The organism is Enterobacter sp. HMSC16D10, assembly GCF_001807145.1.
GTDB classification, from domain to species: Bacteria; Pseudomonadota; Gammaproteobacteria; order Enterobacterales; family Enterobacteriaceae; genus Enterobacter; species Enterobacter roggenkampii.
Map to the genome: position 1 here is coordinate 142,780 of NZ_KV787894.1, position 14,664 is coordinate 157,443.

The window sequence follows — 14,664 nt, forward strand, 5'->3', positions numbered from 1 at the left end:
TTTTTGCCGGGTGGAGGCTTCGCCTTACCCGGCCTACGGGGGGAGTTGTAGGCCGGGTAAGCGCAGCGCCACCCGGCACTCTCTCACAGCGGCACAAAGAACCTGAACCGCGCCCCGCTCGCCGACTCCATCAGCCTGATCCCGCCGCCGTGCAGCTCCAGCATCCGTTTCACGATTAACAGCCCCAACCCGCCGCGATTCTCTCTCGACGCCTGGGTGTTGAGCGCCGACGGCCGCTGGAACAGATCGTCGCGCAGCGCGGCATCCACGCCCGCGCCGCTGTCGGCCACTTCGACCTGTAGCTGTTCATTCTCCTGCCAGACTACCAGACGAATTTCCCCGCCGCCAGGCGTATGGCGCATCGCGTTATCCAGCAGGTTGGTCACCACGCGTTCAATCATCGACACATCGGCATTGATCAGCGGCAGCGGCCCCGGCACGTCAATATGCAGATTGACCTCGCGCGTGCGGGCCGTGAGCTCAAATTTCTGCGCCACGTCGGAAATCAGCTCCGCCATCGCAAACCGCTCGCGCTGGGGTTTAATACCGCCGTGTTCAAGGCGCGCCAGCTCAAACAGCTGCTGCGAAAGATGCCGGACTTTTTGCCCCTGACGCAGCGCGGTGGCGAGATACTGCTGGTGCTCCTGCGGCGTCAGGGTGGCGGATTTGAGCGACAGGGTTTCGAGATAGCCCAGCAGCGAGGTGAGCGGCGTGCGGAGATCGTGCGAAATATTGGCGATAAACTCACGACGCTGACGATCGCTGTCGGCCAGCCGATCCCACTGTTGGGTGATTTTGCGCGCCAGCTCGATAAAGCTGTTGCGCAGGATCGCCACTTCATCTTTTGCCGCCGCGTCCGGCGTCTGTCCCGCCAGCAGCCTGATGGCGCTTATGCTGTCCTGCTCCAGCCCGGCGACCTCCACCGTCAGCTGTTTGACCGGGCGCGTGACCCAGTACCAGACCAGCAGCCCTGCCAGCAGCCCAAACAGCGCGACCCACAGCAGCGACCACAGGACGGTACTCCACAGCGCCTTGTGCCAGGCCATTTCCGCCAGGGCGTTTGACTCCTCGCCCTGCAAAATAATGTACAGATAGCCTTTTAGCTCGCCGTCCTGCCGCAGCGGCGTAGCGCTAAAGACTTTTTGATTTTGACTGCGCGGATCGTCGCCCAGTACCGGCATGGCGGTGCCGCTCAGGAAGCTCTGCACTGGCGCCAGGTCGATTTTTTGCCGCTGAATATGGCCGGGCGGGGCAGCGTCGGCGAGAATATCGCCGTCCGGGGAGACAACGTAGAGCTCAACGCTCGGATTAAAGGTCATCAGCCGGCCAAACAGCGGTTTCAGCGCGCTGCGGTCGACCCTGCCCTGCGCGTCCAGAATCGGTTCGCGCTGAACGATCTGCTGCGCCAGCCCGCCCGATAACCGCTGCACCATCGCATTACCGTACTGCATGCTGCTGTAGAGCTGTACCGCGCAGGCGACGGCGGCGCAGAGCATCATCAGCAGGATGAAGAGCAGCGTCAGACGCTGGCTCAGGCTAAAGCGACGCATCATGCTGCGGCTCCGCAAATTTGTAGCCCTTGCCCCAGACGGTGCGAATGATCTCCGGCTCGGCGGCGTCCTTCTCTATCTTGATGCGCAGGCGGTTGATATGGGTGTTGACGGTGTGCTCGTAGCCTTCGTGCTGGTAGCCCCAGACCTGCTCCAGCAGCGCCAGACGGGAGAACACCTCGCCGGGATGACGGGCAAAGAAGTAGAGCAGCTCGAACTCGCGCGGGGTGAGGTCCACCACCTGGCCGTGAAGCAGCACGCTGCGCGCCAGCGGATCGATGGTCAGCCCGTGCGCCTGAATGTGTCCGTCGGTTTGCGCCTGCCCCATCGCCTGCTGGCGACGAAACAGCGCTTTGATCCGCGCAATCAGCTCCTGCACGGAGAACGGTTTTGCCAGATAGTCATCGGCGCCGGTTTCCAGCCCGGTAATGCGGTCGGTTTCGCTGCTGCGGGCGCTGATGATGATCACCGGCAGGTAGCGCGTCATCTGACGGATGCGGCGGCAAATCTCCAGACCGTCAACGTTGGGCAGCATCAGGTCGAGGATCACCGCATCCCACGTCTGGGCTTCAAGACGCTGTAAGGCGTTGCCCCCGTCGGGCTCGTGGGTGATGGCGTAGCCTTCGTCTTCTAAATTGAGTCGCAGAAGCGCCGCGATATCGTGGTCGTCTTCTACCAGCAGGATCTGCTTCATGGATAAGCCTATAGTCATGTCTTATGACGTAAGCTTACCTGATTTCGCCGGGATGAAGAGTTCACATTTTGTTTAAGATTTTACGAGCAACGTCAACACTTCATAATGCGCGGTGTGCGGGAACATATCGAAAAGCTGAACGCGTTCAACGCGATAGCCCGGCAGTTGAGCGATGTCTTTCGCCATGGTCTGCGCGTTGCAGCTGGAATAGATGATGTATTCCGGCGCCATCTGGCTCAGGTAGTCGCATAGCGCATTCCCGATGCCGCGGCGCGGCGGGTTAACCAGCACCAGTTCCGGCACGTTGCCCTGGCCGGTGGCGAACTGCGTGGAGTCGAGCGCCTGGAAGCGCAGATTCGTTAACCCCAGCTCAGAGGCAGACTGCTTCGCGCAGGCAATCGCTTCGGCAGAGATCTCAATCCCGGTGAGCTGCATCTCCGGCGTGGCGCAGTGCAGGCCAAACCCGCCCACGCCGCAGAACAGATCCCACATATGATGAACGTTCAACGCACGCACCCAGTCGCGGGCGGTGGCGTACAGGCTGCTTGCCACGGTCGGGTTGGTCTGGAAGAAGCTTTGCGGGCGGATCCACAGCGGCACGCCGTTGAAGCGCTCCGCCAGCGCGTGCTGGTCGGTGAAGAAAATCTCTTTCTCCCCTTCCATGATCGCCATATGCACCGGCTGAATGTTCGCCGTAATGACCTTCAGCTGCGGAAGCTGCGCCTGCAGCCAAGGCAGGGCCGCGCGCAGCTGCTCAAGCTTAGTTTCGGAGCGCAGCACGAAGCGCAGCATCATGCCGCCGTCGATCTGGCTTTCGGTCAGCAGAAGGTATTTCAGCTCGCCGCGCTTGCGGGCCACGCTGTAGGGCGTTAACCCTGCCCGGGCAATAAACGGCTTGAGTGCGGCAAAGACCGGTGCAAAGGAGTCAGGATACAGCGGGCAGTCGGTTAAGTCTTCCGGCGTGCCGTCGCGGTGCAGCATCCCCAGCAGCGGTTTTTCTACGCTGCCGCTGACCACCATTTTGGCTTTATTGCGAAAACCCTGTTCCGGGCCGCTGACGGGTGCACACCACTCGCCCACCGCGTGTGCTGCCAGCAGCTGTTGCAGGTCGGCCATTTTGGCGGTGAGTTGTTGAGAGACCGGCTGTTCTATCCACTGACAGGAGCGGCAGCGTCCGGCGTCATAGAGTGCGCACTGCATATGAAAACCTTAAGAATCACGAGGGCTGCGATTATACACATTATTGCAGGCGGAAGAACCGCCGACTGGAGGCCGGAACGAAGAGGAGACAGAGCACCAGCATATCCGGCAGCTTTTGCATAAACAGCGCGCGCAGGATCTCACGTTTGGATTCACCGGCAATGCTGAACAGCTCCGGGTAGCCGTAGCCCAGCGAGGCGGCCCACAGATAGCTCGCCGCGGTAATCTGCGTCAGCAGATAGATCCAGCGCGCCCAGTTGCGCCCTTTGACCAGCGAAAACGCGCAGTAAATCTCGATAAACACCAGCACCAGGCTGCTCAAAAAGACCAGCGTCAGATTCCACGTCTGCACGCTGCGGTGAATGAATTCACCGATGCCGCGCACGCCCAGGGTATTCAGAATCATCAGCACGTCCAGGCAGCGGATCATAATAATGGCGAGCGCCGCCACCTGAACCAGTGCAGGTACGTTAGGACGCGCGTGCGTAATACGTGATTTTTTTAATAATCCCAATGTTTTACTTCCCTGAAAAACAGTGCCGCGTCATGCGCGGCACATCACTGGAAATTTTAAATCCTTCAGCCGCGTCTTGCACGCTGGATATCGCGCACGCGCTGTTTTTCCGCGCGCGCCATCAAATACCAGGCGATAAATCCGACAATTCCGACCACGCCGAGGATGATAGAGGCCAGGGCGTTGATCTCCGGGTTGACCCCCATGCGCACGCTGGAGAAGACCAGCATCGGCAGCGTCGTCGCCCCCGGGCCGGAAACAAAGCTGGCGATCACCAGATCGTCGAGCGACAGGGTAAACGCCAGCAGCCAGCCGGAGATCACCGCCGGCATAATCATCGGCAGCGTGATGATGAAAAAGACCTTCAGCGGCGTCGCGCCGAGATCCATCGCCGCCTCTTCAATGGAGCGATCCAGCTCGCGCAGGCGCGAGGCGATCACCACCGCGACATAGGCGGTACAGAAGGTGACGTGCGCCAGCCAGATGGTGAGCATCCCGCGATCCGCCGGCCAGCCGATGGCGTGCGCAAGGGCCACGAACAGCAGCAGCAGCGCGAGACCGGTGATCACGTCCGGCATAACCAGCGGGGCGGTGATCATAAAGGCGAAGCCGTTCGAACCGCGAAAACGTCCGAAGCGCACCATCACCAGCGCGGCGATCGTGCCCAGCACGGACGCCATGGTCGCCGCCAGCGCCGCAATGGTCAGGCTCAGCCCCACCGCGCTCATCATCGCATCATCGTGGAATAGCTCGCTGTACCAGCGCGTCGACCAGCCGGCCCAGACCGTCACCAGTTTGGAGCTGTTAAACGAGTAGATCACCAGCATCAGCATCGGCGCATACAGGAAGGTAAAGCCGATGACCAGGATCGCAATTCGCCACGGGGAGCGCACTACCGGTAAGTTGTTCATCCGCGATCTCCCATCTGTTTCTGCTGATGCTTGTGGAACCACATGATCGGCACGATCAGCAGCAGCAGCATGACAATCGCCACCGCCGACGCCACCGGCCAGTCGCGGTTATTGAAGAACTCCTGCCACAGCACGCGGCCAATCATGATGCTGTCTGGCCCGCCGAGCAGTTCCGGGATCACAAACTCCCCCACCGCCGGGATAAAGACCAGCATCGACCCGGCGATAATGCCGCCTTTGGTCAGCGGGACAATGACGCTGAAGAAGGTTTTTAACGGACGGGCACCGAGATCGAGCGACGCTTCCACCAGCGAGTAGTCGATACGCGTCAGCGCCGTGTAGATCGGCAGCACCATAAACGGCAGATAGGCGTACACAATGCCAATATAGACCGCGAGGTTGGTGTGCAGGATCGTCAGCGGCTGATCGATAACGCCTAACCACATCAGGAAATTGTTCAGCACGCCGTTGTTTTTCAGGATGCCCATCCACGCGTAAACGCGGATCAGGAACGAGGTCCACGACGGCAGGATCACCAGCAACAGCAGGATGTTTCGCGTCGACGGCTTGCTGTGCGCCACCGCCCACGCCAGCGGATAGCCCATCACCAGACAGCAGAGCGTCGAGATCGCCGCCACCTGCAGCGATTGCAGATAGGCTTCGAAATAGAGCGGATCGTCGGTGAGCTGCAGGAAGTTACCCAGGTTTAAGGTCAGCGTCAGCTGCCCGTCGGCCCAGTCCAGCAGGTTGGTGTAAGGCGGGATCGCCCGCGCCATTTCCGCCAGGCTTATCTTGAAAACAATCAGGAACGGCAGCAGGAACAGCAGGATCAGCCACACGTATGGCATGGCGATCACCAGCTTGCGGCCGTGCTTCATCTGCATGCGCGTCAGCCAGTGGGCAAAGCCGCCCGGCTTTTCGACGCGGGCTGGAGGTTCAAGTGTACTCATTGGCCGCTCCTTATACCGTCAGCACAACGCAACTGTCTGCATCCCAACACAGGCGCACTTCGTCGCCCCAGGTCGGCTGCCCCTTGCGGTAGCGATGTTCGTTCTGTAACTGCGCGCTGAGCATCTGCCCGCTTTTCAGGCGCACGTGGTAGATGGAGAGATCGCCCAGATAGGCAATGTGCACCACTTCGCCCACGGCAAAGTTATAGCCATCGGCAGGCGGATCCTCACAGAGCATGATCTTCTCCGGACGCAGCGCGACGTAAACCGGCACGTTATCCACCACCGAGTTATCCGGATCGACCTTAAGCGGATGCTGCAGCCCCGGCGATTCGATGACCAGACCGTCTTCCTGACGATCTTTCAGCAGCCCCTCGAAGACGTTAACCGAGCCGATGAACTCCGCGCTGTAGCGGGTGGTCGGATGCTCATAAATCTCTTCCGGCTCGCCAATCTGCACGAACTTCCCGCGGTTCATGATGGCGATACGTCCGGCCATGGTCATGGCCTCTTCCTGGTCGTGGGTGACCATCACGCAGGTCACGCCCACGCGCTCGAGGATATCGACCACTTCAAGCTGCATACGGTCGCGCAGCTTTTTATCCAGCGCGCCCATCGGCTCATCAAGCAGCAGCAGTTTCGGGCGTTTTGCCAGGCTGCGGGCCAGGGCCACGCGCTGGCGCTGGCCGCCGGAGAGCTGGTGCGGCTTACGCTTGGCGAACTCCTGCATGTGCACCAGGCTCAGCATCTCGGCCACGCGCGCGGTAATTTCAGCCTTCGGCAGCTTATCCTGCTTCAGGCCAAAGGCGATGTTCTGCTCCACCGTCATATGCGGGAACAGCGCGTAGGACTGGAACATCATGTTGATCGGGCGCTGATACGGCGGCACGCTGGAGAGATCCACGCCGTCGAGCACGATCTGCCCGGCGGTGGGCTGTTCAAAACCGGCCAGCATACGCAGCAGGGTCGATTTACCACAGCCAGAGGCCCCCAGAAGGGCAAAAATTTCGCCTTTATAGATCGTCAGGCTGACGTCGTCCACGGCATGCTGGCCATCGAAAGATTTGGTGAGGTTACGAATTTCAAGCAGCGGGGTCAGCGCTTTACGGACTTTCGCCTGCGGGCGGGGGATCGCGTCATTCACGGGGTGTTCTCCGGTAGAGATCAAATCATGGTGCAGGCGCACCAGAACGGTGCGCCTGTTGCCGGGGGCGCTTCGCTTGCCCGGCCTGTGACAAAGGGTTATTTACCGCTTTTCACCTTGGTCCACGCGCGGGTACGCACGCGGTCAATTTTTGGATCCTGGACTTTCAGGGTGAAGAGCTTGGCGAACACATCCGCTGGCGGATAGATAGCCGGGTTATTACGGATCTCTTCGCTCACCAGCGGCACGGAGGCCTTGTTACCGTTCGCGTAGTAAACGTGGTCGCTGATGTGGGCGATAACCTCAGGACGCATCAGGTAGTTGAGGAACTGATACGCTTCGTCTTTGTTTTTGGCGTCAGCCGGCATCGCGAAGACGTCGAAGAAGGCCAGCGCCCCCTCTTTCGGAATGAAGTAGGAGACGTTCACGCCGTTTTTCGCCTCTTTCGCGCGGTTCGCCGCCTGCCATACGTCCCCTGCCCAGCCGATCGCGACGCAGATGTCGCCGTTCGCCAGGTCGTTAATGTACTGGGACGAGTGGAAGTAACGAATGTTTGGACGCAGCTTCAGCAGCAGATCGGTCGCCGGGCCGGTGTAATCATCGGCCTTATTGCTGTTCGGATCTTTGCCCAGGTAGTTCAGCACGGTCGCGAAAATCTCTTCCGGGGCATCGAGGAAGGAGACGCCGCAGCTTTTCAGCTTCTCAAGGTTTTCCGGCTTCAGCACCACGTCCCAGCTGTCCAGCTTCACGTCAGGGCCCAGCGCGGCTTTGACTTTATCCACGTTGTAGCCGATACCGGTGGTCGCCCACAGGTAAGGCATCGCGTATTTGTTGTCCGGGTCGTGCTTAGCCACCAGCTTCAGCACTTCCGGATCGAGATTTTTCCAGTTCGGTAATTTGCTCTTATCCAGCGGCTGGAAGACGCCTGCCGTCAGCTGGCGCTCCAGGAAGCTTGCGGAAGGCACCACGAGGTCAAACCCGGTGCTGCCCGCCATCAGCTTTCCTTCCAGCACTTCGTTGGAATCGAACACGTCGTAGACGACTTTAATGCCGGTCTCTTTTTCAAAATTTGCCACCGTGTCCGGCGCAATATAGTCAGACCAGTTATAAACGTGCAGCGTTTTTTGTTCCGCAGCGAGCGTGCCGGCAGAGACGGCCATCAGAGCACCCGCAACCAGACCCGATAACCATTTTTTATTCAAGGCGATCATAGTGTTATTCCTTCTGAAAGCTCGTTAACAAACGAACTAAAACTGTGCAATCAGGATATATGCAAAAATCATGCATAGTTTGTCGCTCTGCTCAAAATAAAAAGAAACCTCTTTACCCGGCAGCTTCCGCTCGCTTTTTTAAGCATCGCAAGAATAACTGTAGCCCGTGTCCCCGGCTATAGCCCAGACGAAAAAACGCCTTTTATCAATTTTTTATGCAGGTTAAGTCTACGTGATAAGCCGAAACGGCCTTCAGGGAGGTGAATAATTCTTTAAAGAAAGGTTAAAAGCAGCAGAAAAAATGGCCTTCTGCAGCCGCTATGGCAGCGACTGCGCAAAAGTCAGACAGGCTTAGTGAAGAAAATTGGGAGATGCATCATTATTCTCTGCATCATCTTCCGCGCTATACAGCAGATGGTGTGCATTGGCTTCCATCATAACCATGGAAATTTGCTCTTCGCTCAAGCGCATAAACCAGGCGAACTGCTTGAACGACAGCCCTGCCCCGGAGAATAAAGACTGGCAAACGACCAGTTTTGGCAGATTATCATCCTGTATGTCGAGAAATGCCTTCACCGTCAAAGAACTGGCATTGATTGCCGACAGGTCGGAAGCCAGCGCCAGCAGCGCGGAGGGCTTCACTTCGGCCAGCGCGGAGAAAAGGATCACGTCGTTAATCAGATCGATTTTGGCATCGAAAATGCCGTCGAAATTCTGCATATGAGGCAGATGCAGCGCCTGGCAGGAATCACATTCGAAGAACGTAATTCCGGCATCATCAAGCCATTGACGTAACGTATCCAGTGTAGGTACGACCTGTAAATCCATCGCGATGCAGCCTCTTTAATAAAAACTTCGCATAGGGTACTTAAAAAGCGCGCGGTAATCCATTTAACCACCCGTTTTCAGACAGTAGCCCGGCGTCGCATGACGCTCGATCCATAAGATCATTTTACCCGCAATATCGACCCCTGTGGTTTTTTCCACACCTTCCAGCCCCGGCGAGGCGTTCACCTCCATGACCAGCGGCCCGCGCGTCGCGCGCAGCAGGTCTACACCCGCCACGTCCAGCCCCAGGGTTTGCGCCGCTTTCACGGCAATTTCCCGTTCGCGATCGCTGATATCGGCGATTCTGGCAATGCCGCCGCGGTGAAGGTTAGAGCGGAAATCGCCCTCTTTGGCCTGCCGCTCGATAGCCGCTACGACCTCGTTACCCACCACAAAACAGCGAATATCGCGCCCTTTCGCCTCTTCGATATACTCCTGCACCAGAATGTGGGCATTGAGGCCCCGGAAGGCATCAATCACGCTCTCCGCCGCCTGACGGGTCTCCGCCAGCACCACGCCAATGCCCTGCGTGCCTTCCACCAGCTTGATCACCAAAGGCGCGCCGCCCACCATGTCGATCAGATCGCTGGTGTCGTCCGGGGAATGGGCAATCCCGGTGACGGGAAGATCGATCCCCTGACGGGCAAGAAGCTGCAGCGAGCGCAGCTTGTCGCGGGCGCGGGAAATGGCGACGGATTCGTTGAGCGGGTAGCTGCCCAGCATCTCGAACTGGCGCAGCGCGGCGGTGCCGTAGTAGGTAATCTGGGAGCCGATGCGGGGGATCACCGCATCAAAGTGCGGCAGCTTGCGGCCTTTGTAGTGAATCGACGAGGCGGCCGGATCGATGTTCATATAGCAGGACATCGGGTCGAGGATTTCAACCTGATGCCCGCGTTTCGCCGCCGCTTCTCGCAGGCGCTTACATGAATAGAGCGTTCCATCCCGGGACAATATGGCAATTTTCACCCTGCACCTCTCTGAAGACATGGAAAAAGCCTGCGTATCATATACGCAGGCAGGCGCAGGATAAATGGACTATCGCGTCGCCCAGCCCTGTTTGTGCAGGTAATCAAGAATAAACGGGCGATTTTCTTTAATGATGGTGCGGCGAATATGGTCCGTCCAGGTGTCGCGACGGTTATTGCTGCCGCGCGTCATGTAGTAGTTCGCCAGCTCTTCGTCGTAGTGATTCAGGACGTCCTGATCGACCGGCTGGTAATGGTTTTCATGCACCAGCATCGCCGCAGGAATGCGCGGCTTCAGATCCGGGTTATCCGCCGGCCAGCCAAGGCACAGGCCAAACAGCGGCAGCACGTGTTTTGGCAGCTTCAGCAGGTCGGTCACACTTTGAATGTTGTTACGCAGGCCGCCAATGTAGACGCCGCCTAACCCCAGCGACTCCGCCGCCGTAAAGGCGTTTTGCGCCATCAGCGCGGTATCCACCACGCCCAGCAGCAGCTGTTCGGCCAGGCCCAGCTCGGCCTCAGGGCAGATCTGCAGGTGGCGGTTAAAGTCGGCGCAGAATACCCAGAACTCGGCTGCCTGAGCCACATGCTTCTGCCCGCCGGTCAGCGTCACCAGCTGTTCACGCATCGCCGGGTCGGTAATGCGGATAATGGAGCTGCACTGCAGGAAGCTGGAGCTGGAGGTCGCCCTTGCGCTGTTAATAATCGCTTCGCGCTGCGCATCGGTAATCGGCTCATCGGTGAAGTGGCGAATGGAACGATGGGAAAGGAGCAGGTCTATGGTTGGCGTCATCTTGTCTCTCTTTGTCTTGCTTAAACCGTATGGCAGCCAGTATAGGCAATGATATGCGTGGTGTAATTGGCGAAACATAGCTCATAGATATTATAACGACAGGCGAAACCTTCTTTAATGACGACAGGTTATGGGGCACTATACGTGTCATTCGCCGTCAGGCTTGTTTTTTTGAGGAGAGAGAAATGTTTGCAGTTATTTTTGGTCGTCCAGGATGCCCTTACTGTGTGCGCGCGAAAGAGCTGGCTGAGAAACTGACCGAAGAGCGCGATGACTTCAACTTCCGCTATGTGGACATCCACGCGGAAGGCATCACCAAAGCCGATCTGGAAAAAACTGTCGGTAAGCCGGTTGAAACCGTACCGCAGATCTTCCTCGATCAGAAACACATTGGCGGCTGCACCGACTTTGAAGCTTACGCCAAAGAGCACCTGGGCCTGTTTGCTGCCCAGTAATAAAATGAAAGGACGCCCTCACCGAGAGGGCGTTTTTATTTGTGGTGCCGTCGGTTATGAAACAGACTGCGCACAAATAAGTAGCAGAGCGCGCCAAGGGCGCACCAGAAAACAGCGCTCATCAACCACGCCAGCTCCTGCCAGAAACTTCGCGTAGAGATATACAGCAAGCGCATCATCAGCAAACAGAGCGGCGCGGCCAGCATGGCGCCCAGCAGTGGCTTCACCACCTCCCCTTTACGGGAGAGAAAACTGGCAGCTGCCCCCGGCAGGGTAAAAAAGAGCAACCCGAGCTCCGGATGACCCGACGCCCTGAATGCCCCTTTCACGTTAAAAGCAAGCGACATGCATACGACCGTGAACAGCAAAAAGCAGCTGATCACCCCCGCCCAGTTTCGTTTCATATTCAACCTATCCTCCTGACTTATCTCTATCAAATACACTTTCGTCGGGTAGACGCCCAGTCAGATAAAGCAATGCGGCAATCCTTGCCAAAGTACGCACAGGGTGATGCGATAATCAGTAGCTGTCAGTAGCTAATGCGATTAAACTACACGCCAGCTAATGTTTTAGGGAATAAAGCAGGAAACAGGGAGCGTTAACGCTTTTCCCTGACCCAAAAAACAGTAGCCCAAAAAGTCCTTTCATTCAACAACTTACTGGTAAACAAGAAGTTAGCCTCCGTGAATATAAACGTCGCAGACTTGTTAAATGGGAATTACATCCTGTTATTATTTGTGGTACTGGCGCTGGGTCTTTGCCTGGGTAAATTGCGCCTGGGTTCGGTTCAACTCGGTAATTCCATTGGCGTTTTAGTCGTCTCCTTATTATTAGGCCAGCAGCACTTCAGCATTAACACGGACGCGCTCAACTTAGGTTTTATGCTGTTTATTTTTTGTGTTGGCGTGGAAGCGGGACCTAACTTTTTTTCCATTTTCTTCCGCGACGGCAAAAATTATCTGATGCTGGCGCTGGTGATGGTCGGCAGCGCGCTGCTGATCGCGTTAGGGCTGGGTAAACTGTTTGGCTGGGATATCGGGCTAACGGCCGGTATGCTGGCAGGCTCGATGACCTCCACTCCGGTGCTGGTGGGTGCCGGTGATACCCTGCGCCACTCCGGTATGGCCGGGGAACAGCTCTCCACCGCCCTCGATCACCTGAGCCTGGGCTATGCCCTGACCTATCTGATTGGTCTGGTAAGCCTTATCGTTGGCGCACGCTACCTGCCAAAACTGCAGCATCAGGATCTGCAGACCAGCGCCCAGCAAATCGCCCGCGAGCGCGGTCTGGATACCGACTCCAAACGTAAAGTTTATCTCCCGGTGATCCGCGCCTACCGCGTCGGGCCGGAGCTGGTGGCGTGGGCTGACGGCAAAAACCTGCGCGAGCTGGGGATTTACCGCCAGACGGGCTGCTACATCGAACGTATCCGCCGCAACGGCATTCTGGCGAACCCGGACGGCGACGCGGTGCTGCAGATGGGCGACGACATCGCGCTGGTGGGTTACCCGGACGCCCACGCCCGTCTCGACCCGAGCTTCCGTAACGGCAAAGAGGTGTTCGACCGCGACCTGCTCGACATGCGCATCGTCACCGAAGAGATCGTGGTGAAAAACCATAACGCCGTGGGCCGCCGCCTGGCGCAGCTGAAGCTGACCGACCACGGCTGCTTCCTCAACCGCGTGATCCGCAGCCAGATTGAGATGCCAATCGACGACAACGTGGTGCTCAACAAAGGCGACGTGCTGCAGGTCAGCGGCGACGCCCGCCGCGTGAAAACCGTGGCCGACCGCATCGGCTTTATCTCCATTCACAGCCAGGTCACCGACCTGCTGGCCTTCTGCGCATTCTTTATCGTTGGCCTGATGATCGGGATGATCACCTTCCAGTTCAGCAACTTCAGCTTCGGCATCGGTAATGCCGCCGGTCTGCTGTTCGCCGGGATCATGCTGGGCTTCCTGCGAGCGAACCACCCGACCTTCGGTTACATTCCGCAGGGCGCGCTGAACATGGTGAAAGAGTTCGGTCTGATGGTCTTTATGGCAGGCGTCGGCTTAAGCGCGGGCAGCGGGATTGGTCACAGCCTGGGCGCCGTCGGCTGGCAGATGCTGGTTTCCGGACTTATCGTCAGCCTGGTACCGGTCGTTATCTGTTTCCTGTTCGGTGCCTACGTGCTGCGCATGAACCGCGCCCTGCTCTTCGGGGCGATGATGGGGGCGCGTACCTGTGCGCCTGCTATGGAAATCATCAGCGACACCGCGCGCAGCAACATTCCGGCGCTGGGCTATGCGGGCACCTATGCTATCGCTAACGTACTGCTCACGCTGGCGGGTACGCTGATCATCATCATCTGGCCGGGGCTCGGATAACTCCTAAGAATGCGCGTGGCGGAAAATATTTTCGTTACGCGCAGAACTTTTTTATCAGGGGGCAGTCATAACTAGTGCCACTGCTTTTCTTTGATGTCCCCAATTTGTGGAGCCCATCAACCCCGCCGTTTTGGTTCAAGGTTGATGGGTTTTTTGTTGCCTGAAGTTCGTGCCTTGTGGCGAACAGCCATAGGCAAAGCCTTCCTACGCCGTTTCAATCGCATATAGCAGTTCAACCAGATCAACCGCACTTACATCATCCCAGCGAAGGTAGCTCGACAGAGAGCTTGTTCCCGAATCTTGCCCTAAAACGCGCTGGCATATTGCCTGGTGGTCAACGGATGCAGATACCCAGACAGCACCACTCTGCTGACAAAAGTAGGTCGAACCTTTCAACCCATCCCTTTGAATACGTTTCTTCCAGGTATCCACCTGCTGTGTCGTCACTTTTAAACTCATATCTTCCCCTAAGTAAATCAAGCAATCCCAGTTGATGATCCCATAAAATACCCGGATAAATCAGCGCGGAGAATATCAGTGTTCAATTTTTATCCTGACAAGACATTTAACAGAACGGAAGTTATGAGTCGACCAACACCCGTTCCCGCCATCAACGGAGTCTATTTTTGGTGGTTCAAAGAAATCCCGCCGGGCGTTCCAACAGAAGGTTGCCTAACTCATGATGGGCTAACTCTGCTTTATGTGGGTATTTCTCCCGACAAAAAAGGGAAACCTAATAGTAGAGCCAATCTCAAAACACGTATCAAAACTCACTACAGCGGAAATGCCGAAGGCTCTACGCTGAGACGAACGCTAGGTGTTTTGCTTGCGGCAGTAAGCAATTATCCCCTCCGTCGTGTTGGAAGGGGAAACAGAACGACATTTACCCATGCTGGGGAACAATGGCTCGATCTTTGGATGGAACAGAATGCAAAAGTATACTGGGTAGCAGACGAAGAACCTTGGGTGCTGGAAGAAGCGTTGATAAGAAGTATTCCGCTCCCATTAAACATTCAAGGTAACACTCATCCTTTTAAGCCAACGCTCTCTGAATCGCCACGCGTTTAACAGACACCTCAG

At 57.2% G+C, this 14,664-nt stretch carries 16 protein-coding genes; 3 read left to right on the top strand and 13 right to left on the bottom strand.

Translation table 11 applies throughout. From position 1 onward, the window contains the following. Nucleotides 1–83: 83 nt before the first annotated feature. From HMPREF3143_RS16975 to nfsA, 11 genes are all read right to left on the bottom strand, one after another. On the bottom strand, nt 84–1,553 hold the full coding sequence (locus tag HMPREF3143_RS16975; protein ID WP_070533779.1) for a sensor histidine kinase: 1,470 nt from the start codon (nt 1,551–1,553) through the stop codon (nt 84–86). After that, a complete protein-coding gene (locus HMPREF3143_RS16980; protein ID WP_025912904.1) occupies nt 1,537–2,244 on the bottom strand; it encodes a response regulator transcription factor in 708 nt (235 codons plus the stop codon). Before HMPREF3143_RS16980 ends, HMPREF3143_RS16975 begins: the two co-directional genes overlap by 17 nt. A gap of 72 nt (nt 2,245–2,316) precedes the next feature. Continuing rightward, nucleotides 2,317–3,444, bottom strand: coding sequence for a 23S rRNA (uracil(747)-C(5))-methyltransferase RlmC (rlmC, locus tag HMPREF3143_RS16990; protein WP_059358960.1), 1,128 nt, complete (start codon nt 3,442–3,444; stop codon nt 2,317–2,319). Between the two features lie 40 nt (nt 3,445–3,484). After that, complete coding sequence (locus HMPREF3143_RS16995; protein WP_047073438.1) at nt 3,485–3,958, bottom strand: YbjO family protein; 474 nt, start codon at nt 3,956–3,958, stop codon at nt 3,485–3,487. Nucleotides 3,959–4,023: 65 nt separating this feature from the next. Then, nucleotides 4,024–4,869, bottom strand: coding sequence for a putrescine ABC transporter permease PotI (potI, locus tag HMPREF3143_RS17000; RefSeq protein WP_008503447.1), 846 nt, complete (start codon nt 4,867–4,869; stop codon nt 4,024–4,026). Further along, nucleotides 4,866–5,819: a putrescine ABC transporter permease PotH gene (potH, locus tag HMPREF3143_RS17005; protein ID WP_021240928.1), complete on the bottom strand. Its 954-nt coding sequence runs from the start codon at nt 5,817–5,819 to the stop codon at nt 4,866–4,868. The genes potI and potH overlap by 4 nt, the downstream gene beginning before the upstream one ends. 10 nt (nt 5,820–5,829) lie before the next feature. Further along, nucleotides 5,830–6,963 carry a putrescine ABC transporter ATP-binding subunit PotG gene (gene potG / locus HMPREF3143_RS17010; RefSeq protein ID WP_021240929.1) on the bottom strand — a complete coding sequence of 378 codons (1,134 nt, stop codon included), beginning with the start codon at nt 6,961–6,963 and terminating at the stop codon, nt 5,830–5,832. A gap of 98 nt (nt 6,964–7,061) precedes the next feature. Beyond that, entirely contained in the window at nt 7,062–8,174 is a 1,113-nt protein-coding gene (gene potF, locus HMPREF3143_RS17015; protein WP_008503444.1) for a spermidine/putrescine ABC transporter substrate-binding protein PotF, read from the bottom strand. Between the two features lie 351 nt (nt 8,175–8,525). Then, nucleotides 8,526–9,002 (bottom strand): YbjN domain-containing protein, encoded by a 477-nt coding sequence (locus HMPREF3143_RS17020; RefSeq protein WP_003858385.1) that lies wholly within the window; start codon nt 9,000–9,002, stop codon nt 8,526–8,528. Nucleotides 9,003–9,065: 63 nt separating this feature from the next. Further along, nucleotides 9,066–9,968, bottom strand: a complete 903-nt coding sequence (gene rimK / locus HMPREF3143_RS17025; RefSeq protein WP_021240931.1) for a 30S ribosomal protein S6--L-glutamate ligase — start codon at nt 9,966–9,968, stop codon at nt 9,066–9,068. Nucleotides 9,969–10,037: 69 nt separating this feature from the next. Continuing rightward, nucleotides 10,038–10,760, bottom strand: a complete 723-nt coding sequence (gene nfsA, locus HMPREF3143_RS17030; RefSeq protein WP_008503442.1) for a nitroreductase NfsA — start codon at nt 10,758–10,760, stop codon at nt 10,038–10,040. A gap of 185 nt (nt 10,761–10,945) precedes the next feature. On the opposite strand from nfsA, the gene HMPREF3143_RS17035 reads away from it, so the two are divergent. Next, nucleotides 10,946–11,215 carry a GrxA family glutaredoxin gene (locus HMPREF3143_RS17035; RefSeq protein WP_006809455.1) on the top strand — a complete coding sequence of 90 codons (270 nt, stop codon included), beginning with the start codon at nt 10,946–10,948 and terminating at the stop codon, nt 11,213–11,215. 35 nt (nt 11,216–11,250) lie between these two features. Here HMPREF3143_RS17035 and HMPREF3143_RS17040 read toward each other — a convergent pair whose 3' ends face one another. Then, nucleotides 11,251–11,619 (bottom strand): inner membrane protein YbjM, encoded by a 369-nt coding sequence (locus HMPREF3143_RS17040; RefSeq protein ID WP_023326986.1) that lies wholly within the window; start codon nt 11,617–11,619, stop codon nt 11,251–11,253. A gap of 279 nt (nt 11,620–11,898) precedes the next feature. Here HMPREF3143_RS17040 and HMPREF3143_RS17045 point away from each other — a divergent pair, with 279 nt between their 5' ends. Next, on the top strand, nt 11,899–13,584 hold the full coding sequence (locus HMPREF3143_RS17045; RefSeq protein WP_008503440.1) for an aspartate:alanine antiporter: 1,686 nt from the start codon (nt 11,899–11,901) through the stop codon (nt 13,582–13,584). A 204-nt stretch (nt 13,585–13,788) separates the two neighbouring features. On the opposite strand, the gene HMPREF3143_RS25775 is transcribed toward HMPREF3143_RS17045, so the two are convergent. After that, nucleotides 13,789–14,043 (bottom strand): hypothetical protein, encoded by a 255-nt coding sequence (locus tag HMPREF3143_RS25775; protein ID WP_131641656.1) that lies wholly within the window; start codon nt 14,041–14,043, stop codon nt 13,789–13,791. 123 nt (nt 14,044–14,166) lie between these two features. Between HMPREF3143_RS25775 and HMPREF3143_RS25075 the strand changes: the two genes are divergently transcribed. After that, complete coding sequence (locus HMPREF3143_RS25075) at nt 14,167–14,652, top strand: GIY-YIG nuclease family protein (RefSeq protein WP_175441125.1); 486 nt, start codon at nt 14,167–14,169, stop codon at nt 14,650–14,652. Nucleotides 14,653–14,664 lie beyond the last annotated feature (12 nt).